Here is a 23,335-nt window from a genome sequence, read left to right as displayed (position 1 = left end):
GACGCCCGGCCGCTCAGAGGCCGGGCGTCACCATCCGTGGCGTGGAGACCGACACGTCCTTGACCCCGCCCTGGCGCGGCGAGAGGACGTCGGCCAGCTCCTGCTCGTCGACCTGCGCGGTGACGAACAGGAGCTCGTCGCCCGCCTCCAGCGAGCCGTCCGGGTCGGGTGCCTGCGTGCGGGCGTCGCGGATGATCGCGACCAGCACCGCGTCGCCGGGCCAGGTCTGGTCGCCGATCCGCTGCCCGGCGACCGGGCTGGAGGCCGGCAGCGTCATCTCCACCAGGCTCGACTCGCCCTCGTGGAAGGTCATCAGCCGCACGAGGTCACCGACCGTGACGGCCTCCTCGACGAGCGCGGACATCAGCCGCGGGGTCGAGACGGACACGTCGACGCCCCAGACCTCGTTGAACAGCCACTCGTTCTTGGGGTGGTTCACCCGGCCGACGGTGCGTGGCACGCCGAACTCGGTCTTGCAGAGCAGCGAGATGACCAGGTTGGCCTTGTCGTCCCCGGTCGCGGCGATGGCCACGTCGCAGGTGTCGATCCCGGCCTCCTCGAGCGAGGACAGCTCGCAGGCGTCGGCCAGCAGCCACTCCGCCTGGGGGAGCGTGTCGGACTTGATGGCGCGCGGGTCCCGGTCGATCAGCAGGATCTCGTGGCCCTTGCCCACGAGCTCGGCGGCGATGGAGCGGCCGACGTTCCCGGCCCCGGCGATGACGACCCTCACGGCTTGCTACTCCCCTTTGGGCGCGGCGGCGAGGACGTCCTCGACGCGGGCCAGCTCGGCGTCCTGCACGGCGGCGTAGACGAGGTCGCCGTCCTGGAAGATCGTGGCGTCCTTGGGCACGAGGGCCGAGCCCATCCGGAAGAGGAACGGCACCCGGGCGCCGGTCGCCTCCTCGATGTCGCCGACGGTGCGGCCGACCCAGGAGCGGTCGACGTGCACCTCGATGATCCGGACGTTGCCCGACGGGTCGCGCCACACCGGCTCGGAGCCCGCGGGCAGCAGCCGGCGCAGCACCTGGTCGGAGGTCCAGCGGACGGTGGCGACCGTCGGGATCCCGAGGCGCTCGTAGACCTCGGCGCGGCCCGGGTCGTAGATCCTGGCCACCACGTTGTCGACCGCGAACGTCTCGCGCACGACCCGGGCGGCCAGGATGTTGGAGTTGTCGCCGCTGGACACCGCGGCGAAGCCGTCGGCCTCCTCGATGCCCGCCTCGAGCAGCACCTCGCGGTCGAAGCCCACGCCCTTGACCGTCCGGCCGCCGAAGTCGGGGCCGAGGCGGCGGAAGGCGTCGACGTTCACGTCGATCACCGCGACCGTGTGCCCGCGCTTCTCCAGCGAGCGGGCCAGGGTGGAGCCCACGCGGCCGCAACCCATGATCACGATGTGCACCCTGGCGAGTGTAGGGGAGGAGCGGCACGCTGCTTCGGCGCGTGATCGACGACCGCCCGCACTAGCATCGCTGCTCGTGGTCCACGTCTCCGAGCTGGGCAAGCGCCTGCTGATCGGCCGCAAGCTCTCGAGCACCCAGCTCGGCGAGACGCTGCTCCCCAAGCGGATCGCCCTGCCGGTCTTCGCCTCCGACGCGCTGTCCTCGGTCGCGTACGCACCCGACGAGATCCTCATCACCCTGTCGCTGGCCGGGCTCGCGGGCTACGCCTTCTCGTGGAAGATCGCGATCCTCGTCGCGGTCGTCATGCTCGTCGTCGTCGCGTCCTACCGCCAGAACGTCCGGGCGTACCCCTCGGGGGGCGGCGACTACGAGGTCGCCACGGTCAACCTCGGGCCCAACGCCGGCCTCACCGTGGCCAGCGCCCTGCTCGTCGACTACGTCCTGACCGTGGCCGTGTCCATCTCCTCCGGCGTCCAGAACGCCAAGTCGGTGCCGTTCCTGCACTTCCTCGACGGCCACGAGGCCCTCGCGGCCTCGGTGGTGGTCGTGCTGCTCGCCGCGCTCAACCTGCGCGGCGTGCGCGAGTCGGGCGGGCTGTTCGCGGTGCCCGTCTACTGCTTCATGGGCGGCGTCCTGCTGATGGTCGTGTGGGGCCTGTTCCGGATCCTCGTGCTCGGGGAGCCGTTGCGGGCCGAGAGCGCGCAGTACACGATCGAGGCCGAGCCGCGCTACGCCGAGTTCGCCGGCTTCTGGATGGTCGCCCTGCTGGCCCGCACGTTCTCCTCCGGTTGCGCGGCGCTGACCGGGGTCGAGGCGATCTCCAACGGCGTGCCGGCGTTCAAGAAGCCGAAGAGCAAGAACGCGGCCACCACCCTGCTGCTGCTCGGCACCGTCGCCGTGACGATGGTCATCGGCGTCATCGTGCTCGCGAACCTCACCGGCCTGCGCCTCATCGACACCGGCCGCTCGCACTACCTGCTCAACGGCCAGCGCGTCGACGTCATCGAGAAGACCGGCATCGCCCAGCTGGCCGACGTGGTGTTCAACGACTTTCGGCCCGGCTTCTACTTCGTCGTCGCCGCGACGTTCGTCATCCTGTTCCTCGCCGCGAACACCGCCTTCAACGGCTTCCCCGTGCTCGGCTCGATCCTGGCCAAGGACGGCTACCTGCCCCGCCAGCTGCACACCCGCGGCGACCGGCTCGCGTACAGCAACGGGATCGTCGTGCTCGCGACGCTCGCGGTCGTCCTGGTGGTCGCCTACAAGGCCGACGTCACCTCGCTCATCCAGCTCTACGTGGTCGGGGTGTTCGTGTCGTTCACGGTCAGCCAGACCGGGATGCTGCGGCACTGGACGCGCCACCTCAAGACCGAGCGCGACCCCCGCGCGCGCAAGCAGATGCAGCGCTCGCGCGTCATCAACGGCGTCGGGCTGACGATGACGGGGACCGTCCTGGTCATCGTCCTGCTGAGCAAGTTCGCGCAGGGCGCCTACATCGCCATCATCGCCATGGCCGTGATCTTCGTGCTGATGAAGTCGATCAGCCGCCACTACGCCCACGTCGCCGAGGAGACGGCGCTCGTCGAGGGCGAGGACCGGATGCTGCCGAGCCGGGTGCGGTCGGTGGTGCTGGTCAGCAAGCTCCACAAGCCGACGATGCGGGCCCTCACCTTCGCCAAGGCCTCCCGGCCGAGCTCGCTCGAGGCGGTCACCGTGTCGGTCGACGCCGACGAGACGGACCGGCTCGTGCAGCAGTGGGACGAGGCGGGCATCGACGTGCCGCTCAAGGTCATCGCCTCGCCGTACCGGGAGGTGACGACGCCGATCCTGCGCTACGTGAAGGGCCTGCGGACCGAGAACCCGCGCGACATCGTCACCGTCTACATCCCCGAGTACGTCGTCGGGCACTGGTGGGAGCAGATCCTGCACAACCAGAGCGCCCTGCGCCTCAAGACCCGGCTGCTCTTCACCCCCGGTGTCATGGTGACCTCCGTGCCCTTCCTGCTCCAGTCCTCCGACGTCGCCAAGCGCCGCCTGCACCGCGAGACCCAGGCCGAGCAGTCGCGCCGCAGCTACCTCCAGTGACCGCGGTGGCGCAGCACGTCGAGGGGCAGGTCGTCGGCCCCGTCGAGGTCGGTCCGGTCGCGCACGGCGGGCACTGCGTCGCCCGGCTCGACGTGGGCGACGGCGGTCCGGGACGGGTGGTGTTCGTCCGGCACGCGCTGCCGGGGGAGCGGGTGCTGGTCACGCTGACCGACCTCAGCCACGACCGGTTCTGGCGCGGGGACGCGACCGAGGTGCTCGAGCCCTCGCCCGACCGGGTCGAACCGCCCTGCCCGGTCGCCGGGCCCGGCCTGTGCGGCGGCTGCGACTGGCAGCACGCGAGCCTGCCGGCGCAGCGCCGGCTCAAGACCGCGGTCGTCGCCGAGCAGCTGCAGCGCCTCGCCGGGATCGACTGGGACGGCGAGGTCGAGGCGGTGCCCGTACCGGGGTCGGGGGACGACGACGGGCTGGGCTGGCGCACCCGGATGCGTTACCACGCCGACGCCGAGGGGCGCGCCGCGCTGCGCCGGCACCGTTCGCACGAGCTCGTCGCGGTGCCCGACGCCGGGTGCCCGATCGCGTCGCCCCGTACGCCCTCCGTGGTCGACCGGACCTGGCCGGCCGGCGCCGAGGTCGTCGCCGCCGGGACGCCGACCGGCACCGCCCTGCTCGTCGGGCGCAGGGCGGAGGTCACGGGGGACGCGACCCCCGAGGGCGGGCTCACCGAGGTGGTCCGGGGGCGGGCGTACGCGGTGCCGGCCGACGGCTTCTGGCAGGTCCACCCGGCGGCCGCCGACACGCTCGTCGGCGCCGTGCTCGACGGGCTGGCACCGCGGGCGGGGGAGCGCGCGTTCGACCTGTACGGCGGGGTCGGCCTCTTCGCCGGCGCGCTCGTCGACGCCGGCTGCCAGGTCTGGGGCCTCGAGTCGGGCCGCGCCGCCGTCGCTGCGGCCCGCCGGAACCTCGCCGACGCCGGAAGGGATGCCCGCTTCACCGCAGACCGCGTGGAGCAGGGCCTCGCCAAGCTCCCGCGGACCGTGGACCTCGTCGTGCTCGACCCGCCCCGGACGGGCGCCGGTGCCCGCGTGGTGCGCGACGTCCTGGCGCGCCGCCCGCGCGCGGTCGCGTACGTCGCCTGCGACCCCGCCGCCCTCGCCCGCGACCTGGCGACCGCGGGGAAGCACGGCTACGAGGCCACGAGCATCCGCGGCTTCGACCTCTTCCCGATGACCCAGCACGTCGAGTGCGTCGCGGTGCTGCGCCCGACCTCCTGACCCCCCTCGCGTCGTCTGGAAAGTGGTCACTCCGCGCCCGCGACACGCCGTCGAGCAGCTCTGGAGTGACCACTTTCCGTGGAGGGGGCGGCAGAGAGGTGACGGCGGCCAGGGTCAGGGGACCCTTACCTGCCGTCGAACACGCGCCTGGGGGAGGCTGGTCGTCGGACCGGTAGGCCGGTTCGTGCGTGATATCTTGACGTCAAGATACTTTGTGAGGCGAGGAGGCCGGATGAGTGACGGGACGAGTGTCGACAGCTTCGGGGCGAAGGGGACCCTGCAGGTCGGCCAGGAGTCGTACGAGATCTTCCGGCTGGACGCCGTCGAGGGTGCGGAGTCGCTGCCGTACAGCCTGAAGATCCTGCTGGAGAACCTGCTGCGGACCGAGGACGGCGCGAACATCACCGCCGACCACATCCGCACGCTGGGCGGCTGGGTCGCCGACGAGGACCCCTCGCACGAGATCCAGTTCACGCCGGCCCGCGTGATCATGCAGGACTTCACCGGCGTGCCCTGCGTCGTCGACCTGGCCACCATGCGCGAGGCCATGGCTGACCTCGGCGGCGACGCCAGCAAGATCAACCCGCTGGCGCCGGCCGAGCTCGTCATCGACCACTCGGTGATCGCCGACGTCTTCGGCACCGCCGACGCGTTCAGCCGGAACGTCGAGATCGAGTACGGCCGCAACCGCGAGCGCTACCAGTTCCTGCGCTGGGGCCAGACCGCGTTCGACGACTTCAAGGTCGTCCCGCCGGGCACCGGCATCGTCCACCAGGTCAACATCGAGCACCTGGCGCGCGTCGTGTTCACGCGGGACGGCCAGGCCTACCCCGACACCTGCGTCGGCACCGACTCGCACACGACGATGGTCAACGGCCTCGGCGTGGTGGGCTGGGGCGTCGGCGGCATCGAGGCGGAGGCGGCCATGCTCGGCCAGCCCGTGTCGATGCTCATCCCGCGCGTCGTCGGCTTCAAGCTCAGCGGCGAGATGCCCGAGGGCGCGACGGCCACCGACCTGGTGCTGACCATCACCGAGATGCTGCGCCAGCACAAGGTCGTCGGCAAGTTCGTCGAGTTCTACGGGCCCGGCGTCTCGCAGGTCCCGCTCGCCAACCGCGCGACCATCGGCAACATGAGCCCGGAGTACGGCTCGACCATCGCGGTGTTCCCGATCGACTCCAAGACCACCGACTACCTGCGCCTGACCGGCCGGGACGAGCACCAGATCGCGCTCGTCGAGGCGTACGCCAAGGAGCAGGGCCTCTGGCACGACGACGACCGCGAGCCGCGCTACTCGGAGTACCTCGAGCTCGACCTGTCGACCGTCGTCCCGAGCATCGCCGGCCCGAAGCGTCCCCAGGACCGCGTCGTGCTGTCCGAGGCCAAGCAGGGCTTCCGCGAGGCGCTCAAGGCGTACGTGGACGACGACGACCTGCCCGAGGGCTCGGCCACGCCCGACCAGCACGCGCCCAACGTGGACTCCGCACCCGCCCTCAACGGCTACGACGAGTCGGTCTCGGAGACCTTCCCGGCCTCCGACCCGGTCAGCTCGAGCGAGAGCGGCGAGAGCGAGCCGCACGAGTTCGGCAACGGCGTCCCCGCCGACATCGGCCGGCCGAGCCGCCGCACCAAGGTCACCCTCGACGGCCAGACGTTCGAGATCGACCACGGCGCGGTGACGATCGCCTCGATCACGTCGTGCACCAACACGTCCAACCCGAGCGTCATGATCGGGGCGGCGCTGGTGGCCAAGAAGGCCGTCGAGCGCGGCCTGACCCGCAAGCCGTGGGTGAAGACGACGCTGGCGCCGGGCTCCAAGGTGGTCACCGACTACTACGAGCGCTCGGGCCTGACGCCCTACCTCGACAAGCTCGGCTTCAACCTCGTCGGCTACGGCTGTACGACGTGCATCGGCAACTCCGGGCCGCTCATCCCCGAGGTCAGCCAGGCGATCCAGGACAACGACCTCGCCGTCGTCTCGGTGCTCTCCGGCAACCGGAACTTCGAGGGCCGGATCAACCCCGACGTGAAGATGAACTACCTCGCCTCGCCGCCGCTCGTGGTGGCGTACGCGCTGGTCGGGACGATGGACACCGACCTCGTCAACGACCCGCTCGGCACCGACGAGCAGGGCCGGCCGGTCTACCTGCGCGACGTGTGGCCGACCGAGGCCGAGATCGACGAGATCGTCGGCGCCTCGATCGGGGCGGAGATGTTCGCCGAGTCCTACGCCGACGTGTTCGCCGGCGACCAGCAGTGGCAGTCGCTGCCGACGCCGGAGGGCGACGTCTTCGAGTGGGACCCGCAGTCGACGTACGTGCGCAAGCCCCCGTACTTCGACGGCATGCCCGCCGAGCCGGTGCCGGTGACCGACATCGAGGGCGGCCGCGTCCTGCTGATGCTCGGCGACTCGGTCACCACCGACCACATCTCGCCGGCCGGCTCGATCAAGGCCGACGGTCCCGCCGGGAAGTACCTGAGCGAGCACGGCGTCGAGCGCCGCGACTTCAACTCGTACGGCTCGCGCCGCGGCAACCACGAGGTGATGATCCGGGGGACGTTCGCCAACATCCGCCTGCGCAACCGGCTCGCGCCGGGGACCGAGGGTGGCGTCACCCGCGACTTCACGGTCGACGGCGCGCCCGTGACGACGGTCTACGAGGCCTCCGAGCACTACCTCGCCGCGGGCACGCCCCTCGTGGTGCTGGCCGGCAAGGAGTACGGCTCGGGCAGCTCGCGCGACTGGGCGGCCAAGGGCACGGCCCTGCTGGGGGTCAAGGCCGTCATCGCCGAGTCGTACGAGCGGATCCACCGCTCGAACCTCATCGGCATGGGCGTGCTCCCGCTGCAGTTCCCGGAGGGGCAGAACGCCGAGTCGCTGGGTCTCACCGGGGAGGAGACGTTCTCCTTCAGCGGCGTCACCGCGCTGAACGACGGCACCACGCCCAAGACGGTGCACGTCACCGCCGGCGACCCTTCGACAAGCTCAGGACAGCGCGTGGAGTTCGACGCGGTCGTCCGCATCGACACGCCGGGGGAGGCGGACTACTACCGCAACGGCGGGATCATGCCGTACGTGCTGCGCTCGCTGCTCAAGCGCTGACGACCTGAGGCGGCCGGCCACCCCACGTGGGGTGGCCGGCCGTCGGCGTCCCCGGGCCGCGGCGGGCCGCCCGTCGGCCACACTGCGGGCGTGAGGTGGCGTGCGGCGGCGGTCCTGGTCGTGCTGGCGGTGCTGGCCGGGTGCACGCCCGCCGCAGGCCCGGCGCCCGACCCGGGTGCCGAGGTCACGCTCAGCCGTTCCGGCGGCGTCGCCGGGCTCCGCCAGGTCCTGCACGTCCGGCCCGACGGTGTCGCCGTGCTCGTCGGCGTGCGCGGGGGACGGCTGGGCGCCGACCGGCTCATCGAGCTGCGGGCGGCCCTGGCCGACCCGGCGCTGGCCCGGGAGGCCGCCGCGGCGCGCGCGGCGGCAGACCGGGGCGGCTCGCCGCCCTGCAGCGACCCCATCACGCACGGGCTGCGCGTCGGGGAGCTGTCGATGAGCGTGACCGAGCCCTGCGGCGGGGCCGAGGCCCCGGCGACGCCGACCTTCGACCGGCTCTTCACCCTGCTCACCGACGCCCTCGCAGGGCGCTTCGACGAGGCCCTCCGTCCCGGTGACGCGCCGGCCCTGGTCGTCCGCACCGAGCAGCTGGGCGGCAGCCGCGGTCGCTACACCGTCGAGGCGGGTCCGGACGGCGCGCTGCGGCTGACCCGTCCGGGAAGGCCGGACGAGCGGCGCGACCTCGCGCCCGACGAGCGCGACGCCCTGGCGCTCGTCGCCGCGGGCCTCCTCGCCCAGGAGCTCACGTCGTGCGCGGGCGACGCGCCGTGGACGGTGGCGGTCCGCGCCCCCGGTGGTGCGGAGTCGGTCGGCCCGGGGTGCGCGTTCGGCCCCCGCGCCGTGGACGCCGCCGCCGCGCACCTGGCCCTGGTGCGCCCCTTCGACCTGGCTTGAGCCGGAGGGTCTCAGGCGGCCCCGAGCGCGTCGCGCAGCAGCGTCCCGTACGCCGTCCGCTCGCCCTCGGCGTAGCGCGTGCGCGGCCAGAAGAAGCCGCGCAGGCCGTCGCCCTTCGTCCGCGGCACCACGTGGACGTGCAGGTGCGGCACCGACTGGCTCACGACGTTGTTCACGGCGACGAAGGTGCCCCCGGCCCCGAGGGCGTCACCCATCGCGCGTGCCACGCGCTGGGCCGCGCTCAGCAGCGGGACCATCAGGTCGGGCGGCAGGTCGAGCAGCGTGTCGACGTGACGGACCGGCGACACCAGGACGTGGCCCTTGAAGACGGGGTGGATGTCGAGGAACGCCACCACCTCGTCGGTGCGCAGCACGACCTCGGCGTCCAGCTCGTCGCGCACGAGCTGGCAGACGATGTCGCGCGGCCCGCCGTCGCGCTCGCCCTCGGCGGCCGTCACCCCGCGGCCGGTGCTGCGGCGCCGGCGCGGGGCGCCATGCCGGCGGCGGTGTAGACCGCGTCCACGAGCTCCATCGTCGTGACGGCGTCGTCGGCGTCGCTGCGCATCGGCACGCCCTCGCGGACCAGCCGTGCGAAGGCCTCGAGCATGTACGTGTAGCTGGTGCGGCGGCCGAGGTGCTCCACCACCGGGTCCTCGCCGAGCCGGGTCAGGACCACGCGGTCGTCCTGCTGCGGCTTGACGAAGTTGGGGGCGTAGGCCTCGCCGCGGCTGCCGACGAGGCGCAGCGAGAAGTCGACGTCCTGGTGCGTCATGCTCGACTCGACGCGGGCGCTCACGCCGCCGGGCAGCTCCAGGTCGGCGGTCAGCCAGGCGTCGACGCCCGGGCGGTCGGGGTGCTCGCCGCCCACCGCCCGCAGCACGCGCGGCTCCCCGCCGCGCAGCCCCGCGAGGTCGCGCACCGCGTGCAGGGCGTAGCAGCCGACGTCCATCAGGCCGCCGCCGTCGAGCTCGGCGGACCAGCGGGGGTCGTCGGGCGCGGGCGGCGGCATCAGCATCCGCGCCTCGACGTGCTGGAGCTCGCCGATCTCCCCGTTGCCCGCGAGCTCGAGCAGGCGGGCCGTGATCGGGTGGTAGAGCTGGTGGAAGGCCTCGACGACCGGCACGCCCGCCCGCGCCGCCGCGTCGCGGACCTCGCGGGCCTGCTGCGCGTTCCCGGCGAAGGGCTTCTCGCTCAGGACCGGCTTGCCGGCGGCGACCGCGGCGAGGTTCCAGGGCGCGTGCAGCGCGTTCGCCAGCGGGTTGTAGACCGCCTCGACCTCGGGGTCGTCGACGAGGGCCTGGTAGTCCGCGACCGTGCGCTCCACCCCGTGCTGCTCGGCGAAGGCCCGCGCGCGGTCCTGGTCCCGGGCGGCCACCGCCACGAGCCGGACGCCGAGCTCGTGGGCGGGCGCGACGACCGCGTCCTCGCTGATGCGCGCGGCCCCGAGGAGGCCGAGTCGCAGCGGTGCCGGGGTGGCCTGAGTTGTCACGCGGATGCTCCTGCAGGGTCGTCGGGCGGGTACGCGAGGACGCTACCGGCAGGCTCGGACGGAGCGCGGGCGGCTCTTGTGCATGCGAACAGGTGTTCGATAACCTCGTCCCATGCCCCTCTCCGTCGCCCCGCCCGGCTGGCCCGACGCCGTGCGCCCGCCCGGCGCCCCTGACTGGGAGAAGACGGCCGTGGCGTACCTCTTCGACTGCTGCCCGGCCGACTTCCGGGGCTATCGCGTGCTGCGGCACCACCCGCTGGTCCTCGCGCAGTTCGCCGAGCACTTCGTGGAGGGCCAGTGCCGGGCCGTCCAGGACGGGCTCGCGGCCGTGCGGACCTCGCTCAAGGGCGAGGTGCGTCCCGACGTGGTGGACACGGCGGCGGAGATCTGGCTCGAGCAGGGCGCGGCCCTGATGCGGACACGCCGCGCGGTGGGTCTGGTCCGCGAGGCGCTGCGCGGCCGCACGTTCCTGGCGCGGCTGTGAGCGGGGGCACGCTCCTGTCCGTCCGACGTGCGCACGCGCGGCTCGTGCGGCGGCTCGCCCGGGTCGTGTGCGCCCTCGCGGGCACGACGACGGGGCCTGCGGGGCACGGTCCCGACCGGGCCGGCACCCGGTCGCCGGGCGTGGACGGCACGGACGGGCCCACCCCGCCCCTATCCTGGTGGGATGGTGACCGCCTCCCACGGCCTGCTCCGACAGGTCCAGAGCCCGGCGGACCTCAAGGCGCTGGAGCCCGCGCAGCTGCCCCGGCTGGCGGACGAGATCCGCGCCTTCCTGATCGAGAACATCAGCCGGACCGGCGGGCACCTGGGCCCCAACCTCGGGGTCGTGGAGCTCACGATCGCCCTGCACCGGGTCTTCGACTCGCCCCAGGACCCGGTGGTCTTCGACACGGGCCACCAGAGCTACGTCCACAAGATCCTGACCGGGCGCCAGGACGCGTTCCCCACCCTGCGGCAGAAGGGCGGCCTCGCCGGCTACCCGAGCCGGGCGGAGTCCGAGCACGACTGGGTGGAGAACTCCCACGCGTCGACCGCGCTGTCGTACGCCGACGGGTTGGCGAAGGCGATCCGGCTCCAGCACCGGTCCGGGACGGTCCTCGCCGTCGTCGGTGACGGCTCGCTCACCGGCGGGATGGCCTGGGAGGCCCTCAACAACATCGCCGAGTCGACCGACCTGCCGCTGGTCGTGCTGGTCAACGACAACGGCCGCTCCTACACCCCGACCGTGGGCGGCCTGGCCAAGCAGCTGACGAGCCTGCGGACCCACCGGCGCTACGAGCAGGTGCTGGACATGGTCAAGCGGGGCGTGAGCAAGGCACCGGTCGTCGGCAGCACGGCGTACGACGTCCTGCACGGCGTCAAGAGCGGGCTGAAGGACGTGCTGGCGCCGCAGGGGCTGTTCGCCGACCTCGGCCTCAAGTACATCGGCCCGGTCGACGGGCACGACGAGCAGGCCGTGGAGCAGGCGCTGACGCAGGCGCGTCAGTTCGGCGGCCCCGTCCTGGTGCACTGCCTGACGCGCAAGGGCAACGGCTTCGAAGCGGCCGAGGCCCACGAGGAGGACCGCTTCCACGCGGTCGGCAAGATCGACGCCGTCACCGGCCGCCCGCTGGGCGCCCCTGGGCCGCAGACCTGGACCGACGTGTTCTCCGAGGAGCTCGTGCGGCTGGGTGCGCGTGACGAGCGCATCGTCGCCATCACCGCGGCGATGACCTACCCGACCGGGCTGCACAAGTTCGCGGCGGCCTTCCCGGAGCGGTTCTTCGACGTCGGCATCGCCGAGCAGCACGCCGTCACCTCCGCGGCCGGGCTGGCCATGCAGGGCCTGCACCCCGTGGTGGCCGTCTACGCGACGTTCCTCAACCGCGCCTTCGACCAGCTGCTGCTCGACGTGGCCATGCACCGCTGCGGGGTGACCTTCGTGCTCGACCGCGCCGGCGTGACCGGGCCGGACGGGCCGAGCCACCACGGCATGTGGGACATGTCGCTGCTGCAGCTCGTGCCCGGTCTGCACCTCGCTGCGCCCCGGGACGCCACCCGCCTGCGCGAGGCCCTCGACGTGGCGAGCCAGATCGACGACGCGCCGACCGTGATCCGCTACTCCAAGGAGGCCGTGCCGGACGACATCCCGGCCGTCGAGGTCGTGGACGGGCTGGACGTGCTCCTGCGCGCGGAGACGTCGCCGCCGCGCGTGCTGCTGGTGGGCTACGGCCAGCTGGTCGGCACGACGCTCGAGGTGGGACGTCGCCTCGTCGACCACGGCGTCGGGGCGACCGTCGTCGACCCGGTCTGGGCCCTGCCGGTCAACCCCGCGCTGCTCGAGCTCGCCAGGACGCACGAGCTCGTCGTGACGGTGGAGGACAACGGCGTCGTCGGCGGCTGCGGAGCGCGGCTGGCGCAGGAGCTGCGCCAGGCCGGGGTGGCGACGCCGCTGCGCGAGTTCGGGATCGCGCAGGAGTTCCTCGAGCACGGCACCCGCGCCGAGCTGCTCGCCGAGCTCGGCCTCGCGCCGCAGGACATCGCGCGCACCGTCGTCGAGACCATCGTGGCGCAGGAGTCCGACCTCAGCCGCGACTCCGCGCCGCGCACCGCCTGACCCGGCCACGCCAGAGCAGGCGGTCGGAATAGTCCGCCTATGCAGCCGCTTGCACCAGGCATGACAACGATCGGCATCATCGGAAGCGGCAACATCGGCACGGCGGTCGCCCAGCTGGCGGTGGCCGCGGGCCACGACGTGGTCCTGGCCAACTCGCGCGGCCCGCAGACCCTCACCGACAAGATCGCCGAGCTCGGCCCGAAGGCGCGTGCGGCGACGGCGGCCGAGGCGGCGCAGGCCGGCGACCTCGTCGTCTTCACGATCCCGCTGGGCAAGGTCGAGGAGGTCGACCCCGCCCCGTTCGTGGGCAAGGTCGTGCTCGACACGTGCAACTACTACCCCGAGCGTGACGGCGACATCGCCGCCCTCGACGAGAAGCAGACGACGACGACCGGCCTGGTCCAGCAGCACCTGGCCGGCGCGCACGTCGTCAAGGCGTTCAACAACATCTTCTCCGCGCACCTGGCGACCATGCAGCGCCCGGCCGGCGCCGCCGACCGCAGCACCCTGCTGATCGCGGGCGACGATGCGGACGCCAAGCGCGCCGCCACCGAGTTCATCGAGTCGCTGGGCTACGACGTGTACGACACGGGCAGCATCGCCGACAGCTGGCGCTTCCAGCGCGACCAGGCCGCGTACGTCGGGGTCTACACCCCGGACGGCGACTTCCAGCACCCGACGCCGCCGACGCGCGAGCGCATCGAGCAGCTGCTCGGCCAGGGCGACCGCTCCATCCGCTGAGCCTGGGACCACAAGCGTCCGACGCCCCCTGAGCCCGCAGGCTCAGGGGGCGTCGTGCGTCGGCGGGTCGTTCAGGCCGGGACGCTCGCCACGCCGGGCGGCAGGAAGCGTCGCCCCAGCACGCGCTCGCTCCAGCCCTCGCGGTCCAGGTACGGCGTGATGCCACCCAGGTGGAACGGCCAGCCGGCCCCGAGGAGCAGGCACAGGTCGACGTCCATCGGCGCGGCGACGACCCCCTCGGCCAGCATCGCGCCGACCTCCTCGGTCACGGCCCTCAGCACCCGCTCGCGCACCTGCTCGGCCGTGCTGGGGGAGTCACCGACGCTCAGCAGCGCCGCCGTCTCGTCGGAGACGTACGGCGTGCCGTCCGGCCTCCAGTCGTAGAGCCCGGGGCGTCCGGCCTCGACCAGCGCCCGCAGGTTCGGCGAGACGACGAACCGTTCACCCAGCCCGTCGTGCAGCGTCTCCGCGACGTGCAGCGCGACGGCGGGACCGACCAGCTGCAGCAGCGTGAACGTCGACATGGGCAGCCCCAGCGGCCGGAGCGCGGCGTCGGCCACCTCGACCGGCGTGCCCTCGTCGACGGCGCCCATCACCTCGCCCATGAACCGCAGCAGCACCCGGTTGACGACGAACCCGTACGCGTCGGCGACCAGCACGGCGTTCTTCTTGAGGGCCTTGGCCGTGGCCAGGGCGGTCGCGGCCGTCGCGTCGTCCGTCGCCGGCGTCCGGACGACCTCGACCAGCGGCAGCACGGCGACCGGGTTGAAGAAGTGGAAGCCGACCACCCGCTCGGGGTGGGCCAGGCCCTCGGCCATCGCGGCGACCGACAGCGACGAGGTGTTGGTAGCCAGCACGGCCTCCGCGGAGACGTGGCGCTCCAGCGCGCGGAACACCTGCCGCTTGACCTCGAGCTCCTCGAACACGGCCTCGATCACGAGGTCGCAGTCGGCGTACGTCGCGAGGTCGGTGCTGCCGCTCACCAGGGCGTGCAGGCGGTTCGCCTCGTCGGGGGAGATGCGGCGCTTGCCGAGCAGCCGGTCGACCTCCCCGTGGATCCCGGCGACGCCGTGCTCCACGCGCGCCTGGTCGACGTCGGAGATGACGACGGGCACGTGCAGCCGGCGCAGGAGCAGCACGGCCAGCTGGGTCGCCATCAGCCCGGCGCCGACGACGCCGACCTTGCCGACCTTGCGCGCCAGCGACGGGTCCGGCGCCCCCGCGGGCTTGCGCGCTCGCTTCTGCACGAGGTCGAAGGCGTACAGGCCCGAGCGGAGCTCCGGCGACATGACGAGGTCGGCGAGCGCCTCGTCCTCGGCGGCGAACACGGCGTAGCGGTCGGCGGTCCGGGCCATCGCCACCAGGTCCAGCGCCCGGTACGGCGCCGGCGCCGCTCCGGAGACCTTGCCGTCGGCGACCTTGCGGCCGTGCGCCACGGCGGCGTCCCACGCCTCGCCGCGGTCGGGCTCCGGGCGCTCGACGACGACGTCGCCGGTCACCACCCGGGCGGCCCAGTCGAGCGAGCGCTCCAGGAAGTCGGCGCCGTCGAGGAGCACGTCGGCGATCCCGAGACCCGCGTACTGCGGACCGGTGAGCATGCGGTTCTGGCTCAGGGGGTTCTCGATGATCACCGAGACGGCCCGTTCGGGCCCGATCAGGTTCGGCAGCAGGTAGCAGCCGCCCCACGCGGGCACCAGACCGAGGAAGCACTCGGGCAGGGCCAGCCCGGCGGCGGCGGCCGAGACCGTGCGGTGGTGGGCGTGCAGCGCCAGCTCGAAGCCGCCGCCGAGCGCGAGCCCGTTGACGAAGGCGAACGTCGGGACCGACGCCGTGTGCAGGCGGTCGAACACCGCGTGCCCGATCTGCGCGATGGCCAGGGCCTGGTCGCGGTCGGTCATCCGCGGGATCGCGCTGAGGTCGGCCCCCGCGGCGAGGATGAACGGCTTTCCCGTCACCGCGACCGCCGCCACGTCGTCGCGGGCCAGGGCGGCGTCGAGGGCGGCGTCGAGCTCGGCGAGCCCGCGGGCGCCGAACGTGTTGGGCCGGGTGTGGTCGATCCCGTTGTCGAGGGTGACGAGCACGCAGGTGCCGGCACCGTGGGGGAGCACGACGTCGCGGCTGAGCGCGTGCGTGACGACCTCGTCGGGGGCGCCGGCGGCGGTCCGCTCGATCAGCGCGGCCAGCTCGGCGCCCTGCAGCACGCCGGTCACGCGCGGTTCCCCGCGTCGTTGCGGACCGTGCCGTCCCAGGCCGGGTTCTCCCAGACGACCGTCCCGCCCATGCCGAGGCCGATGCACATCGTCGTGATGCCGTAGCGGGTCTCCGGGTGGTCGCGGAACGCCCGCGCCAGGTGGATCATCAGCCGCACGCCCGAGCTGGCCAGCGGGTGGCCGAGGGCGATCGCGCCGCCGTACGGGTTGACGCGCGGGTCCTCGGCGTCGACGCCGAAGTGGTCGAGGAAGGCGAGCACCTGCACGGCGAACGCCTCGTTGATCTCGATGGCGCCGACGTCGGCGATGGACAGGCCCGCCTTGGCCAGCGCCTTCTCGGTGCTGGGGACCGGGCCCACGCCCATCACCTCCGGGTCGACGCCGGCGAAGGCGTACGAGACCAGCCGCATCGCGACCGGCAGGCCCAGCTCCTCGGCGGTCTCCTCGGCGGCGACCAGGCACGCCGTCGCGCCGTCGTTGAGGCCGGCGGCGTTGCCCGCGGTGACCCGCCCGTGCGGCCGGAACGGCGTCCGCAGGCCGGCGAGCGCCTCGGTCGTGGTGCCGGGCCGCGGCGGTTCGTCGGCGGAGGCGAGGCCCCAGCCGTGCTCGGCGCTGCGCAGCGCGACCCCGACGAGCGACTCCTGGATGACGCCGTCGGCGTACGCCTGGCCCACGCGCTGCTGGCTCAGGGCGGCGTACGCGTCGGTGCGCTCGCGGGTGATGGCGGGGTAGCGGTCGTGGATGTTCTCCGCCGTCGCGCCCATGACGAGGGCGGACGGGTCGACCAGCTTCTCGGCGACGAAGCGGGGGTTGACGTCGGCGTCGAAGCCCATCGGGTGGTGCGTCATGTGCTCGACGCCGCCGGCGATCGCGACGTCGTACGCCCCGAAGGCGATGCCCGACGCCATGGTCGTCACCGCCGTCATGGCCCCCGCGCACATCCGGTCGATGGCGAAGCCGGGCACGCTGCGCGGTAGCCCCGCGAGCAGGGCGGTCGTCCGCCCGAGCGTCAGCCCCTGGTCGCCGGTCTGCGTCGTCGCGGCGATGGCGACGTCGTCGATCCGCTCCGGCGGCAGCTCGGGGTGCCGGCGGACCAGCTCCCGGATGCAGTTGACGACCAGGTCGTCGGCGCGGGTCTCGGCGTACATCGAGCCGGCCTTGCCGAAGGGGGTGCGGACGCCGTCGACGAAGACGACGTCACGGGAGACGTGCGGCATGGCCGCATATTACTCGTGAGTAACTTCGTCCTCACGAAGCGCCTCGACGAGCAGGTCGACGGTCTGCTCGCGCTGCCAGGGCCGCGCGCCGGCGGCCACGAGGGCCGCGTCGACGGAGGCGGGGGTGATCTCGGCCGGCGGGCTCCAGGCGAGGCGGCGGACGTGCTCGGGGGTGAGCAGGTTCTCCACCGGCAGGTCGAGCTCCTCGGCCCGCGCGCCGAGCACGTCCCGGGCCCGGGCCAGACGGCTGGCGGCCTCGGGGTTCTTCGACGCCCACACGCGGCTCTGCGGCGGCCCCTCGGCCGGCAGGTGGAGCGCCGGCAGCTCCGTCTCCGGCAGCTGCGTCACCGCCTCGATGGCGGCGAGCCAGTCCGACTCGTGGCGCTTGGCCTGGCGACGGGCGAAGGCCGGCACCCGCCGCAGCGCGTCGCGTCCCGGGGTGCTCGCCACGGCGACCTCGGCGATGGCGGCGTCGGGCAGGATGCGCCCGGGAGCGCGGTCGAGCTGCTGGGCGATGCCGTCGCGGGCGTTCCACAGGGCGGCCACCAGCCCGAGGCCGCGACGGGTGCGGACGCGGTGGATGCCGGACGTGCGCCGCCACGGGTCGGTGCGCCGGCGGGCCGGAGCCCCGGCCCCGGCGACCAGTGCCGCGAACTCCTGCTCGGCCCACTCCCGCTTGCCGGCGGCGTCGAGCTGGGCGGCGAGGGCGTCGCGCAGCTCCACGAGCAGCTCGACGTCCAGCGCGGCGTAGGTCAGCCAGTCGGCGGGTAGCGGCCGGGTCGACCAGTCGGCGGCCGAGTGCTCCTTGAGCAGCCGCACCCCGAAGGTCTGCTCGATCATCGTGCCCAGCGCGACCCGCGGGTAGCCGAGCAGGCGCGCGGCGAGCTCGGTGTCGAAGATCCGTGTCGGCAGCAGCCCGACCTCGAACAGGCAGGGCAGGTCCTGGCTGGCGGCGTGCACGACCCACTCGTCGTCGGCGATCGCGCGGCGCAGCTCGGAGAGGTCGGCCGCGACGAAGGAGCCCGCCTCGTCGGTGGTCCCGAAGGCGATGGGGTCGATCAGGTGCGTCCCCGAACCCGCGCGGCGCAGCTGCAGGAGGTAGGCGCGCTGGCTGTAGCGGAAGCCGTGCGCGCGCTCGGCGTCGACGGCGACCGGGCCGGTGCCGGCCGCCAGCGCCTCGATCGTGCGCAGCAGCGCCTCGGGCGTCTCGACGACGTCGGGGACGCCGTCGGCGGGTTGGGTGAGCAGGGGGACCTGGGTGTCGTCCGAGGGGGTCTCGTCCGAGGGGGCGTCCTCTGCGGGCAGCGGTGCGGTGGTCAACGTCTCCGGGTGCTTCGGCTCGGTGTGCCCCGGCGGGGCGGCATGGGCACGACACCCGCCGGCAGCGGGGGAAGACCCGCCGTCGTACACAGTAGTTCCGCCCACGCCGCGAGGTGGGCGTCCAGGCCCTCGCCCTCGGTGAGCAGCGGCGTCCAGGAGGCTCGCACCTCGACCTCGGCGCGCGGTTCGTGGTCCGCCATGCCGCCGAACGACTCGCTCGCGACCGAGGTGACCGTGCCGCTCGGGGCCGTGTACGCGGCGTCGTGCGCCTCGAGCGCGTCCAGCAGCCACGACCACCCGACGCGGGCGAGCAGCGGGTCGGTGACCATCTCGGGGTCGACGTCGGCGCGGGCGAACGTCACGCAGCGGAACGTGCCCTCCCAGGCCGCGTTGCCGTCGGGGTCGTGCAGCAGCACGAGCCGGCCGTTGCCGACCTCTTCGTCCCCCACGAGCACGTCGGCGACGACCGCCGCCGAGAAGGGGGCGATCCGCTGCGGGGCGGGGATGTCCTCGACCGCGAGCTCGGGGCGCCACACGGCGGACGCGAGCGCGTCCACGGCCCGCCGGAACTCCGCCGGGGCGCTGACGACATCGGTGCGCGCGACCACCGGTCGAGCGTACGGGCGCGGGCCCCGTCGTGCGGCCGACGCGCCGGACCCGGGTCCTCCCGCGGCGTGGAAGGATCGTGGGGTGCCCGACGCGACCGTGACCCTGCCGCCGTCGGAGACCCAGGAGGTGTCCGCGCCGCTCCTGGTCCGGGCCGCGCGGCGGCAGCAGGGCGACGGGCTGCCGGTGTGGTTCATGCGCCAGGCGGGCCGGTCCCTGCCCGAGTACAAGCGCGTCCGCGAGGGCATCGCCATGCTCGACAGCTGCGCACGGCCGGACCTCGTCGCCGAGATCACGCTGCAGCCGGTGCGGCGCTACGGCGTCGACGCGGCGATCTTCTACTCCGACATCATGGTCCCGCTCAAGGCGGCCGGCGTGGACCTCGACATCGTCCCCGGCCGCGGCCCGGTCGTCGCCGAGCCGGTGCGCGACCGTGCCGGCCTCGAGCGCCTGGTGCCCGCCGAGCCCGGTGACCTGGGATTCGTCGACGAGGCCGTACGGCTCCTCGTGGCCGAGCTGGGGGAGACCCCGCTGATCGGCTTCGCCGGCGCGCCCTTCACCCTCGCCAGCTACCTCGTCGAGGGCGGGCCCAGCCGCGACTACGCCCGGACCAAGGCGCTGATGGTGGGCGACCCCGAGCTGTGGCACGACCTCTGCGCCAGGCTGGCGACGATGTCCGCGCACTTCCTGCGCACCCAGGTCGAGGCCGGCGCGTCGGCGGTGCAGCTGTTCGACTCCTGGGCCGGCAGCCTGTCGGCCGCGGACTACACGACCTTCGCGCAGCCGCACTCGGCGCGCGTGCTCGCCGGCATCGCGACCGTGCCCCGCATCCACTTCGGCGTGGGCACCGGCGAGCTGCTCACCCGGATGGGCGAGGCGGGCGCCGAGGTCGTGGGCGTCGACTGGCGCATCCCGCTGGCCGAGGCGAGCCGTCGGCTCGGGCCGGCGTACGCGGTGCAGGGCAACCTCGACCCGGCGCTGCTCGGCGCCCCGTGGCCGGTGCTGGCCGAGCGCGTCCGCGACGTCGTCCGCTCCGGGGCGGCCGCACCGGGCCACGTCTTCAACCTGGGCCACGGCGTCCCGCCCGAGACCGACCCCGACGTCCTGGGCCGCGTGGTCGACCTCGTCCACGAGGAGGGCCCGACCCTGCGCGCGGAGGCGCGCGCGGTGTGAGAGCGGTCGTCGTCGGCGGCGGCGTCAGCGGGCTCGGCGCCGCCCTGCGGCTGCGCGACGCGGGCCTCGACGTCACCGTGGTCGAGGCCGGGACCCGCTGGGGCGGCAAGCTCGCCCCCGTCCGGGTGGGCGACCTGGTGCTCGACGGCGGTGCTGAGTCCATGCTCGCCCGTCGTCCGGAGGCGGTCGGCCTCGCCGACGCCCTCGGGCTCGCGGCGCGGCGGACCACGCCGACGACAGCCAAACCCCGCGTCCTGGTCGAGGGCGAGCCGCGTCCGATCCCGCCGTCCTTGCAGGGCGTCCCCGTCGACCCGGCGGCGCTGCGCCCGCTGCTCACCGCCGGTGCGGCCGCGTACGCCGAGGCCGAGCCCGACCGTCCGGCGCCGCCCCTGCCGAACGACCTCCCGATCGGGGCGTACGTCGACGAGCGCTTCGGGCCCGAGGTCACCGACCGGCTGCTCGAACCGCTCCTGGGCGGGGTCTACGCCGGCCGTTCCCGCACGTTGTCCTTCGCGTCCGTCGCGCCGGCGCTGTTCGCGGCGGCGCGGACGGGCGGTTCGCTGGCCGGGCACGCGCGGGCATCGCTCCGACCCGGTGCGGGACCCGTGTTCGCCGGGCTGGTCGGCGGCGTGCACGCGCTCGTCGACGCCCTCGTCGAGCGCCTCGGGCAGGAGGGGGCGGACCTCCGGCTGCGGACGACCGCGACCGCGCTGCGCCGGGTGGGCACCGGGGTCGTCGTGACCACGAGCGCCGGTGCGGTGGAGGCCGACGTGGTCGTGCTCGCCGCGCCCGCGCCGGCCACCAGCCGGCTGCTGGCCGGCGTGCTCCCGGGCACCGCGGCCCTGGCCGCGCTCGAGGACGTGCCCTACGCCTCGGTGGCCGTCGTGACCATGGTCGTGCGCGGCCTCGCGCCGGCCGACTCAGGGCTGCTGGTCCCGCCCGGCCAGCTGCCCACCGTCAAGGCGCTCACCTACTCCGCGACGAAGTGGGGCTGGGTCGGCGACCAGGTCCGCGCCGCGTACGGCGACGACGTCACCGCGCTGCGGGTCAGCGTCGGCCGCGCCGGGGAGGCGGAGGTCCTCCAGGTCGACGACGAGACCCTCGTGCGCCGCAGCCTCGCGGAGGTGTCGGGCCTGCCGGGCTGGGAGGACGCCCAGCTCGTCGACGCCGCCGTGAGCCGCTGGGGCGGCGGGCTGCCGCAGTTCCGGGTCGGCCACGTCGACCTGGTCGACGAGCTGCGGCGTGAGCTGCAGGGCGTCCCCGGGGTGGCGCTGGCCGGGGCGTACCTGGACGGCGTCGGGCTGCCGGCCTGCCTCGCGTCCGCCGACGCCGCTGCGGAGAAGGTCCTCTCGGACCTCGGTGGCAGGATCGATGTCCCTCACACCACGGCAGCACCGGCAGGAGAACGATGAAGGCGCGCGAGATCAACAACACCATCCGCTACACGATGTGGTCGGTGTTCAAGGCGACGCGGCCGGTGGAGGACTCGCCCGAGCAGGTGGCCGACTCCGCGCTGCGGGCGATCGAGCGGGGCACGCGGGACGCCGCGCACCAGCACAACGACGACTTCGAGATCCGCGGCTGGTACGACGTGTCCGGGCTGCGCGCCGACGCCGACCTGATGGTCTGGTGGCACGCGCCGAGCTCGGACACCCTGCAGGACGCCTACCACGCGCTGCGCCGCTCCGACCTCGGCCGCGGGCTGCAGCCGGTCTGGTCGCAGCTCGCGCTGCACCGGCCGGCCGAGTTCAACAAGGGCCACGTGCCAGCGTTCATGTCGGGGGAGGACCCGAAGGCGTACCTCTGCGTCTACCCCTTCGTGCGCTCGCTCGAGTGGTACCTGCTGCCCGAGGAGGACCGGCGCCGGATGCTCACCGAGCACGGCATGCTGGCCCGGCCGTACCCCGACGTCCGCGCCAACACCGTCAGCTCGTTCGCGCTCGGCGACTACGAGTGGATGCTGGCCTTCGAGGCCGACGAGCTCCACCGCATCGTCGACCTGATGCGCGCGCTGCGCTCCGCCGAGGCCCGGCGGCACACGCGTGAGGAGGTGCCCTTCTACACCGGGCGCCGCCTCGAGCTGGCTCAGATCGTCGAGCGCTGGTAGCAACCTCGGCTCGAGCGCGTCGGGCGCTGCTCGAGCAGCACGTCCTACTCATCCACAGATTCGCTCGGGTGTTCGATTCTGTCGGTGGTCTCCCGTAGCGTTTTCTACATGGTGATCGAGGCGGTGGAGCGCACGGGAACGGCGTCTGTCGACCTGGCGCTGGTCGCTTGCGAGACGGCGTTGGAGCACCTGGTGACGGTGGTCGAGGAGGGCGGTTTCGGCGACCTGGACGACGTGGCGCTGGTCGGGTTCGCGCAACGCTTCGAGCGGCTGCGCAACCGGCAGTCGCTCGTCGACCACCACGTCGTGACCGAGGGTGAGGTTCGGCGGCTGCCCGACACCCTGACGCAGCGCAGCATGAGCGGTGTCCTGGCGTGGGCGTTGCGGATCTCTTATGGGGAGGCTCGCCGCCGGGTCCGGGCGGCGGAGCAGCTGGGTGCGCGCCGATCGGTGACCGGGGAGGTGTTGGCGCCGTTGCGGCTGGCGCTGGCCGCGGCGCAGCGGGCTGGCGAGGCGGGGCCGGAGCAGGTCGACGTGTGCCTGCGCGCGTTGGCGACGGTGGACCATCGCGGCTTCGACCCGGCCGACCTCGACACGGCCGAGGAGCTGCTCGCCGGGTTCGCGGTCGCGTTCGCGCCGAAACCGCTGAGCGACCTCGCCGCGCAGGTCGTCGACGGGATCGACCCCGACGGCACCCTGCCGCGCGATGAGGTCGACGCCGAACGGCGCCACCTCACCCTGCGCCGCGCCCGCGACGGCATGTGCGTCGGCGAGTTCCGCCTGACGCCGGCGGTCGGCGCGAAGCTGCGTGCGGTGCTGTCCCCGCTGACTGCACCGCGCAACAGCGTGGTCGGCGTCGTCGGCGAGCACGACGGCCGCACGGTGACCGAGGTCGACCCACGCCACCACGGCCAACGCATGCACGACGCCCTCGAAGAGGCGTGCGACCGGCTGCTGCGCTCCGGCACCCTGCCCGACTCCGGTGGTACCCCGGCCACCGTCATCGTCACCATCGCGGCAGCGGACCTCCTGCAGCGCAGCGGCTGTGCGACGACGAGCGACGGCACCCGCCTCGGCCCGACTGCGGTGGCCGAGCTCGTTGACCAGGCGTCCTGCTATCCGACCGTCGTCGACGCGAAGGGTGTGGTGCTGTGGATGG

The 23,335-nt window shown here is 73.7% G+C and carries 19 protein-coding genes; 11 read left to right on the top strand and 8 right to left on the bottom strand.

From position 1 onward, the window contains the following. Positions 1-13 precede the first annotated feature (13 nt). Both BMY04_RS21610 and BMY04_RS21605 read right to left on the bottom strand, forming a co-directional pair. Positions 14-730, bottom strand: a complete 717-nt coding sequence (locus tag BMY04_RS21610) for a potassium channel family protein (protein ID WP_091186932.1) — start codon at positions 728-730, stop codon at positions 14-16. Positions 731-736: 6 nt separating this feature from the next. Beyond that, complete coding sequence (locus BMY04_RS21605) at positions 737-1,384, bottom strand: potassium channel family protein (protein ID WP_170854276.1); 648 nt, start codon at positions 1,382-1,384, stop codon at positions 737-739. A gap of 91 nt (positions 1,385-1,475) precedes the next feature. Here BMY04_RS21605 and BMY04_RS21600 point away from each other — a divergent pair, with 91 nt between their 5' ends. The 4 genes from BMY04_RS21600 to BMY04_RS21585 all read left to right on the top strand — a co-directional run bounded on the left by BMY04_RS21600 (position 1,476) and on the right by BMY04_RS21585 (position 8,714). Further along, entirely contained in the window at positions 1,476-3,485 is a 2,010-nt protein-coding gene (locus BMY04_RS21600; protein ID WP_232506563.1) for an APC family permease, read from the top strand. A gap of 5 nt (positions 3,486-3,490) precedes the next feature. Next, complete coding sequence (locus BMY04_RS21595) at positions 3,491-4,717, top strand: class I SAM-dependent RNA methyltransferase (protein WP_091186985.1); 1,227 nt, start codon at positions 3,491-3,493, stop codon at positions 4,715-4,717. Between the two features lie 232 nt (positions 4,718-4,949). Further along, positions 4,950-7,820, top strand: a complete 2,871-nt coding sequence (locus tag BMY04_RS21590) for an aconitate hydratase (RefSeq protein WP_091186927.1) — start codon at positions 4,950-4,952, stop codon at positions 7,818-7,820. A gap of 90 nt (positions 7,821-7,910) precedes the next feature. Continuing rightward, positions 7,911-8,714, top strand: coding sequence for a hypothetical protein (locus BMY04_RS21585; protein WP_139210083.1), 804 nt, complete (start codon positions 7,911-7,913; stop codon positions 8,712-8,714). Between the two features lie 11 nt (positions 8,715-8,725). Here the strand turns inward: BMY04_RS21585 and BMY04_RS21580 are convergent, their stop codons facing one another. Beyond that, positions 8,726-9,172: an HIT family protein gene (locus BMY04_RS21580; RefSeq protein WP_232506562.1), complete on the bottom strand. Its 447-nt coding sequence runs from the start codon at positions 9,170-9,172 to the stop codon at positions 8,726-8,728. Further along, positions 9,169-10,203, bottom strand: coding sequence for a Gfo/Idh/MocA family protein (locus tag BMY04_RS21575; protein WP_091186919.1), 1,035 nt, complete (start codon positions 10,201-10,203; stop codon positions 9,169-9,171). Before BMY04_RS21575 ends, BMY04_RS21580 begins: the two co-directional genes overlap by 4 nt. A gap of 112 nt (positions 10,204-10,315) precedes the next feature. Between BMY04_RS21575 and BMY04_RS21570 the strand changes: the two genes are divergently transcribed. From BMY04_RS21570 to BMY04_RS21560, 3 genes are all read left to right on the top strand, one after another. Then, entirely contained in the window at positions 10,316-10,687 is a 372-nt protein-coding gene (locus BMY04_RS21570) for a hypothetical protein (RefSeq protein WP_091186917.1), read from the top strand. Positions 10,688-10,870: 183 nt separating this feature from the next. After that, complete coding sequence (gene dxs / locus BMY04_RS21565) at positions 10,871-12,802, top strand: 1-deoxy-D-xylulose-5-phosphate synthase (RefSeq protein ID WP_091186914.1); 1,932 nt, start codon at positions 10,871-10,873, stop codon at positions 12,800-12,802. A gap of 60 nt (positions 12,803-12,862) precedes the next feature. After that, entirely contained in the window at positions 12,863-13,543 is a 681-nt protein-coding gene (locus tag BMY04_RS21560; RefSeq protein WP_091186910.1) for an NADPH-dependent F420 reductase, read from the top strand. 71 nt (positions 13,544-13,614) lie between these two features. Here the strand turns inward: BMY04_RS21560 and BMY04_RS21555 are convergent, their stop codons facing one another. The 4 genes from BMY04_RS21555 to BMY04_RS21540 are packed head-to-tail and all read right to left on the bottom strand — an operon-like array spanning position 13,615 to position 18,898. Further along, positions 13,615-15,753, bottom strand: a complete 2,139-nt coding sequence (locus BMY04_RS21555) for a 3-hydroxyacyl-CoA dehydrogenase NAD-binding domain-containing protein (RefSeq protein ID WP_332452348.1) — start codon at positions 15,751-15,753, stop codon at positions 13,615-13,617. Continuing rightward, a complete protein-coding gene (locus BMY04_RS21550) occupies positions 15,750-16,970 on the bottom strand; it encodes a thiolase family protein (RefSeq protein WP_091186907.1) in 1,221 nt (406 codons plus the stop codon). The genes BMY04_RS21555 and BMY04_RS21550 overlap by 4 nt, the downstream gene beginning before the upstream one ends. Before the next feature lie 9 nt (positions 16,971-16,979). Next, entirely contained in the window at positions 16,980-18,290 is a 1,311-nt protein-coding gene (locus tag BMY04_RS21545; protein WP_091186904.1) for an HRDC domain-containing protein, read from the bottom strand. Continuing rightward, on the bottom strand, positions 18,287-18,898 hold the full coding sequence (locus tag BMY04_RS21540; RefSeq protein WP_091186901.1) for a DUF3000 domain-containing protein: 612 nt from the start codon (positions 18,896-18,898) through the stop codon (positions 18,287-18,289). Before BMY04_RS21540 ends, BMY04_RS21545 begins: the two co-directional genes overlap by 4 nt. An 82-nt stretch (positions 18,899-18,980) precedes the next feature. Between BMY04_RS21540 and hemE the strand changes: the two genes are divergently transcribed. The 4 genes from hemE to BMY04_RS21520 form a co-directional block, all read left to right on the top strand. Next, positions 18,981-20,069: a uroporphyrinogen decarboxylase gene (gene hemE / locus BMY04_RS21535; protein WP_091186897.1), complete on the top strand. Its 1,089-nt coding sequence runs from the start codon at positions 18,981-18,983 to the stop codon at positions 20,067-20,069. Further along, positions 20,066-21,481, top strand: coding sequence for a protoporphyrinogen oxidase (hemG, locus tag BMY04_RS21530; RefSeq protein ID WP_091186893.1), 1,416 nt, complete (start codon positions 20,066-20,068; stop codon positions 21,479-21,481). Before hemE ends, hemG begins: the two co-directional genes overlap by 4 nt. After that, on the top strand, positions 21,478-22,176 hold the full coding sequence (hemQ, locus tag BMY04_RS21525; RefSeq protein ID WP_091186891.1) for a hydrogen peroxide-dependent heme synthase: 699 nt from the start codon (positions 21,478-21,480) through the stop codon (positions 22,174-22,176). The genes hemG and hemQ overlap by 4 nt, the downstream gene beginning before the upstream one ends. Positions 22,177-22,284: 108 nt before the next feature. Next, positions 22,285-23,335 (top strand): DUF222 domain-containing protein (locus BMY04_RS21520; RefSeq protein WP_091186888.1); only part of this gene is annotated, 1,051 nt, incomplete at its 3' end.

This window comes from Microlunatus flavus (assembly GCF_900110855.1).
Classification (GTDB): domain Bacteria; phylum Actinomycetota; class Actinomycetes; order Propionibacteriales; family Propionibacteriaceae; genus Microlunatus; species Microlunatus flavus.
Note: the sequence above shows the minus strand (reverse complement) of the source record. Positions and strands in the feature narration are given on the sequence as shown.

Coding starts and splice junctions, on each gene's coding strand:
- BMY04_RS21570 (WP_091186917.1), top strand. CDS start 10,316: ATGCCCCTCTCCGTCGCCCCGCCCGGCTGGCCCGACGCCGTGCGCCCG.
- dxs (WP_091186914.1), top strand. CDS start 10,871: ATGGTGACCGCCTCCCACGGCCTGCTCCGACAGGTCCAGAGCCCGGCG.
- BMY04_RS21590 (WP_091186927.1), top strand. CDS start 4,950: ATGAGTGACGGGACGAGTGTCGACAGCTTCGGGGCGAAGGGGACCCTG.
- BMY04_RS21560 (WP_091186910.1), top strand. CDS start 12,863: ATGACAACGATCGGCATCATCGGAAGCGGCAACATCGGCACGGCGGTC.
- BMY04_RS21605 (WP_170854276.1), bottom strand. CDS start 1,384: ATGGGTTGCGGCCGCGTGGGCTCCACCCTGGCCCGCTCGCTGGAGAAG.
- BMY04_RS21550 (WP_091186907.1), bottom strand. CDS start 16,970: ATGCCGCACGTCTCCCGTGACGTCGTCTTCGTCGACGGCGTCCGCACC.
- hemQ (WP_091186891.1), top strand. CDS start 21,478: ATGAAGGCGCGCGAGATCAACAACACCATCCGCTACACGATGTGGTCG.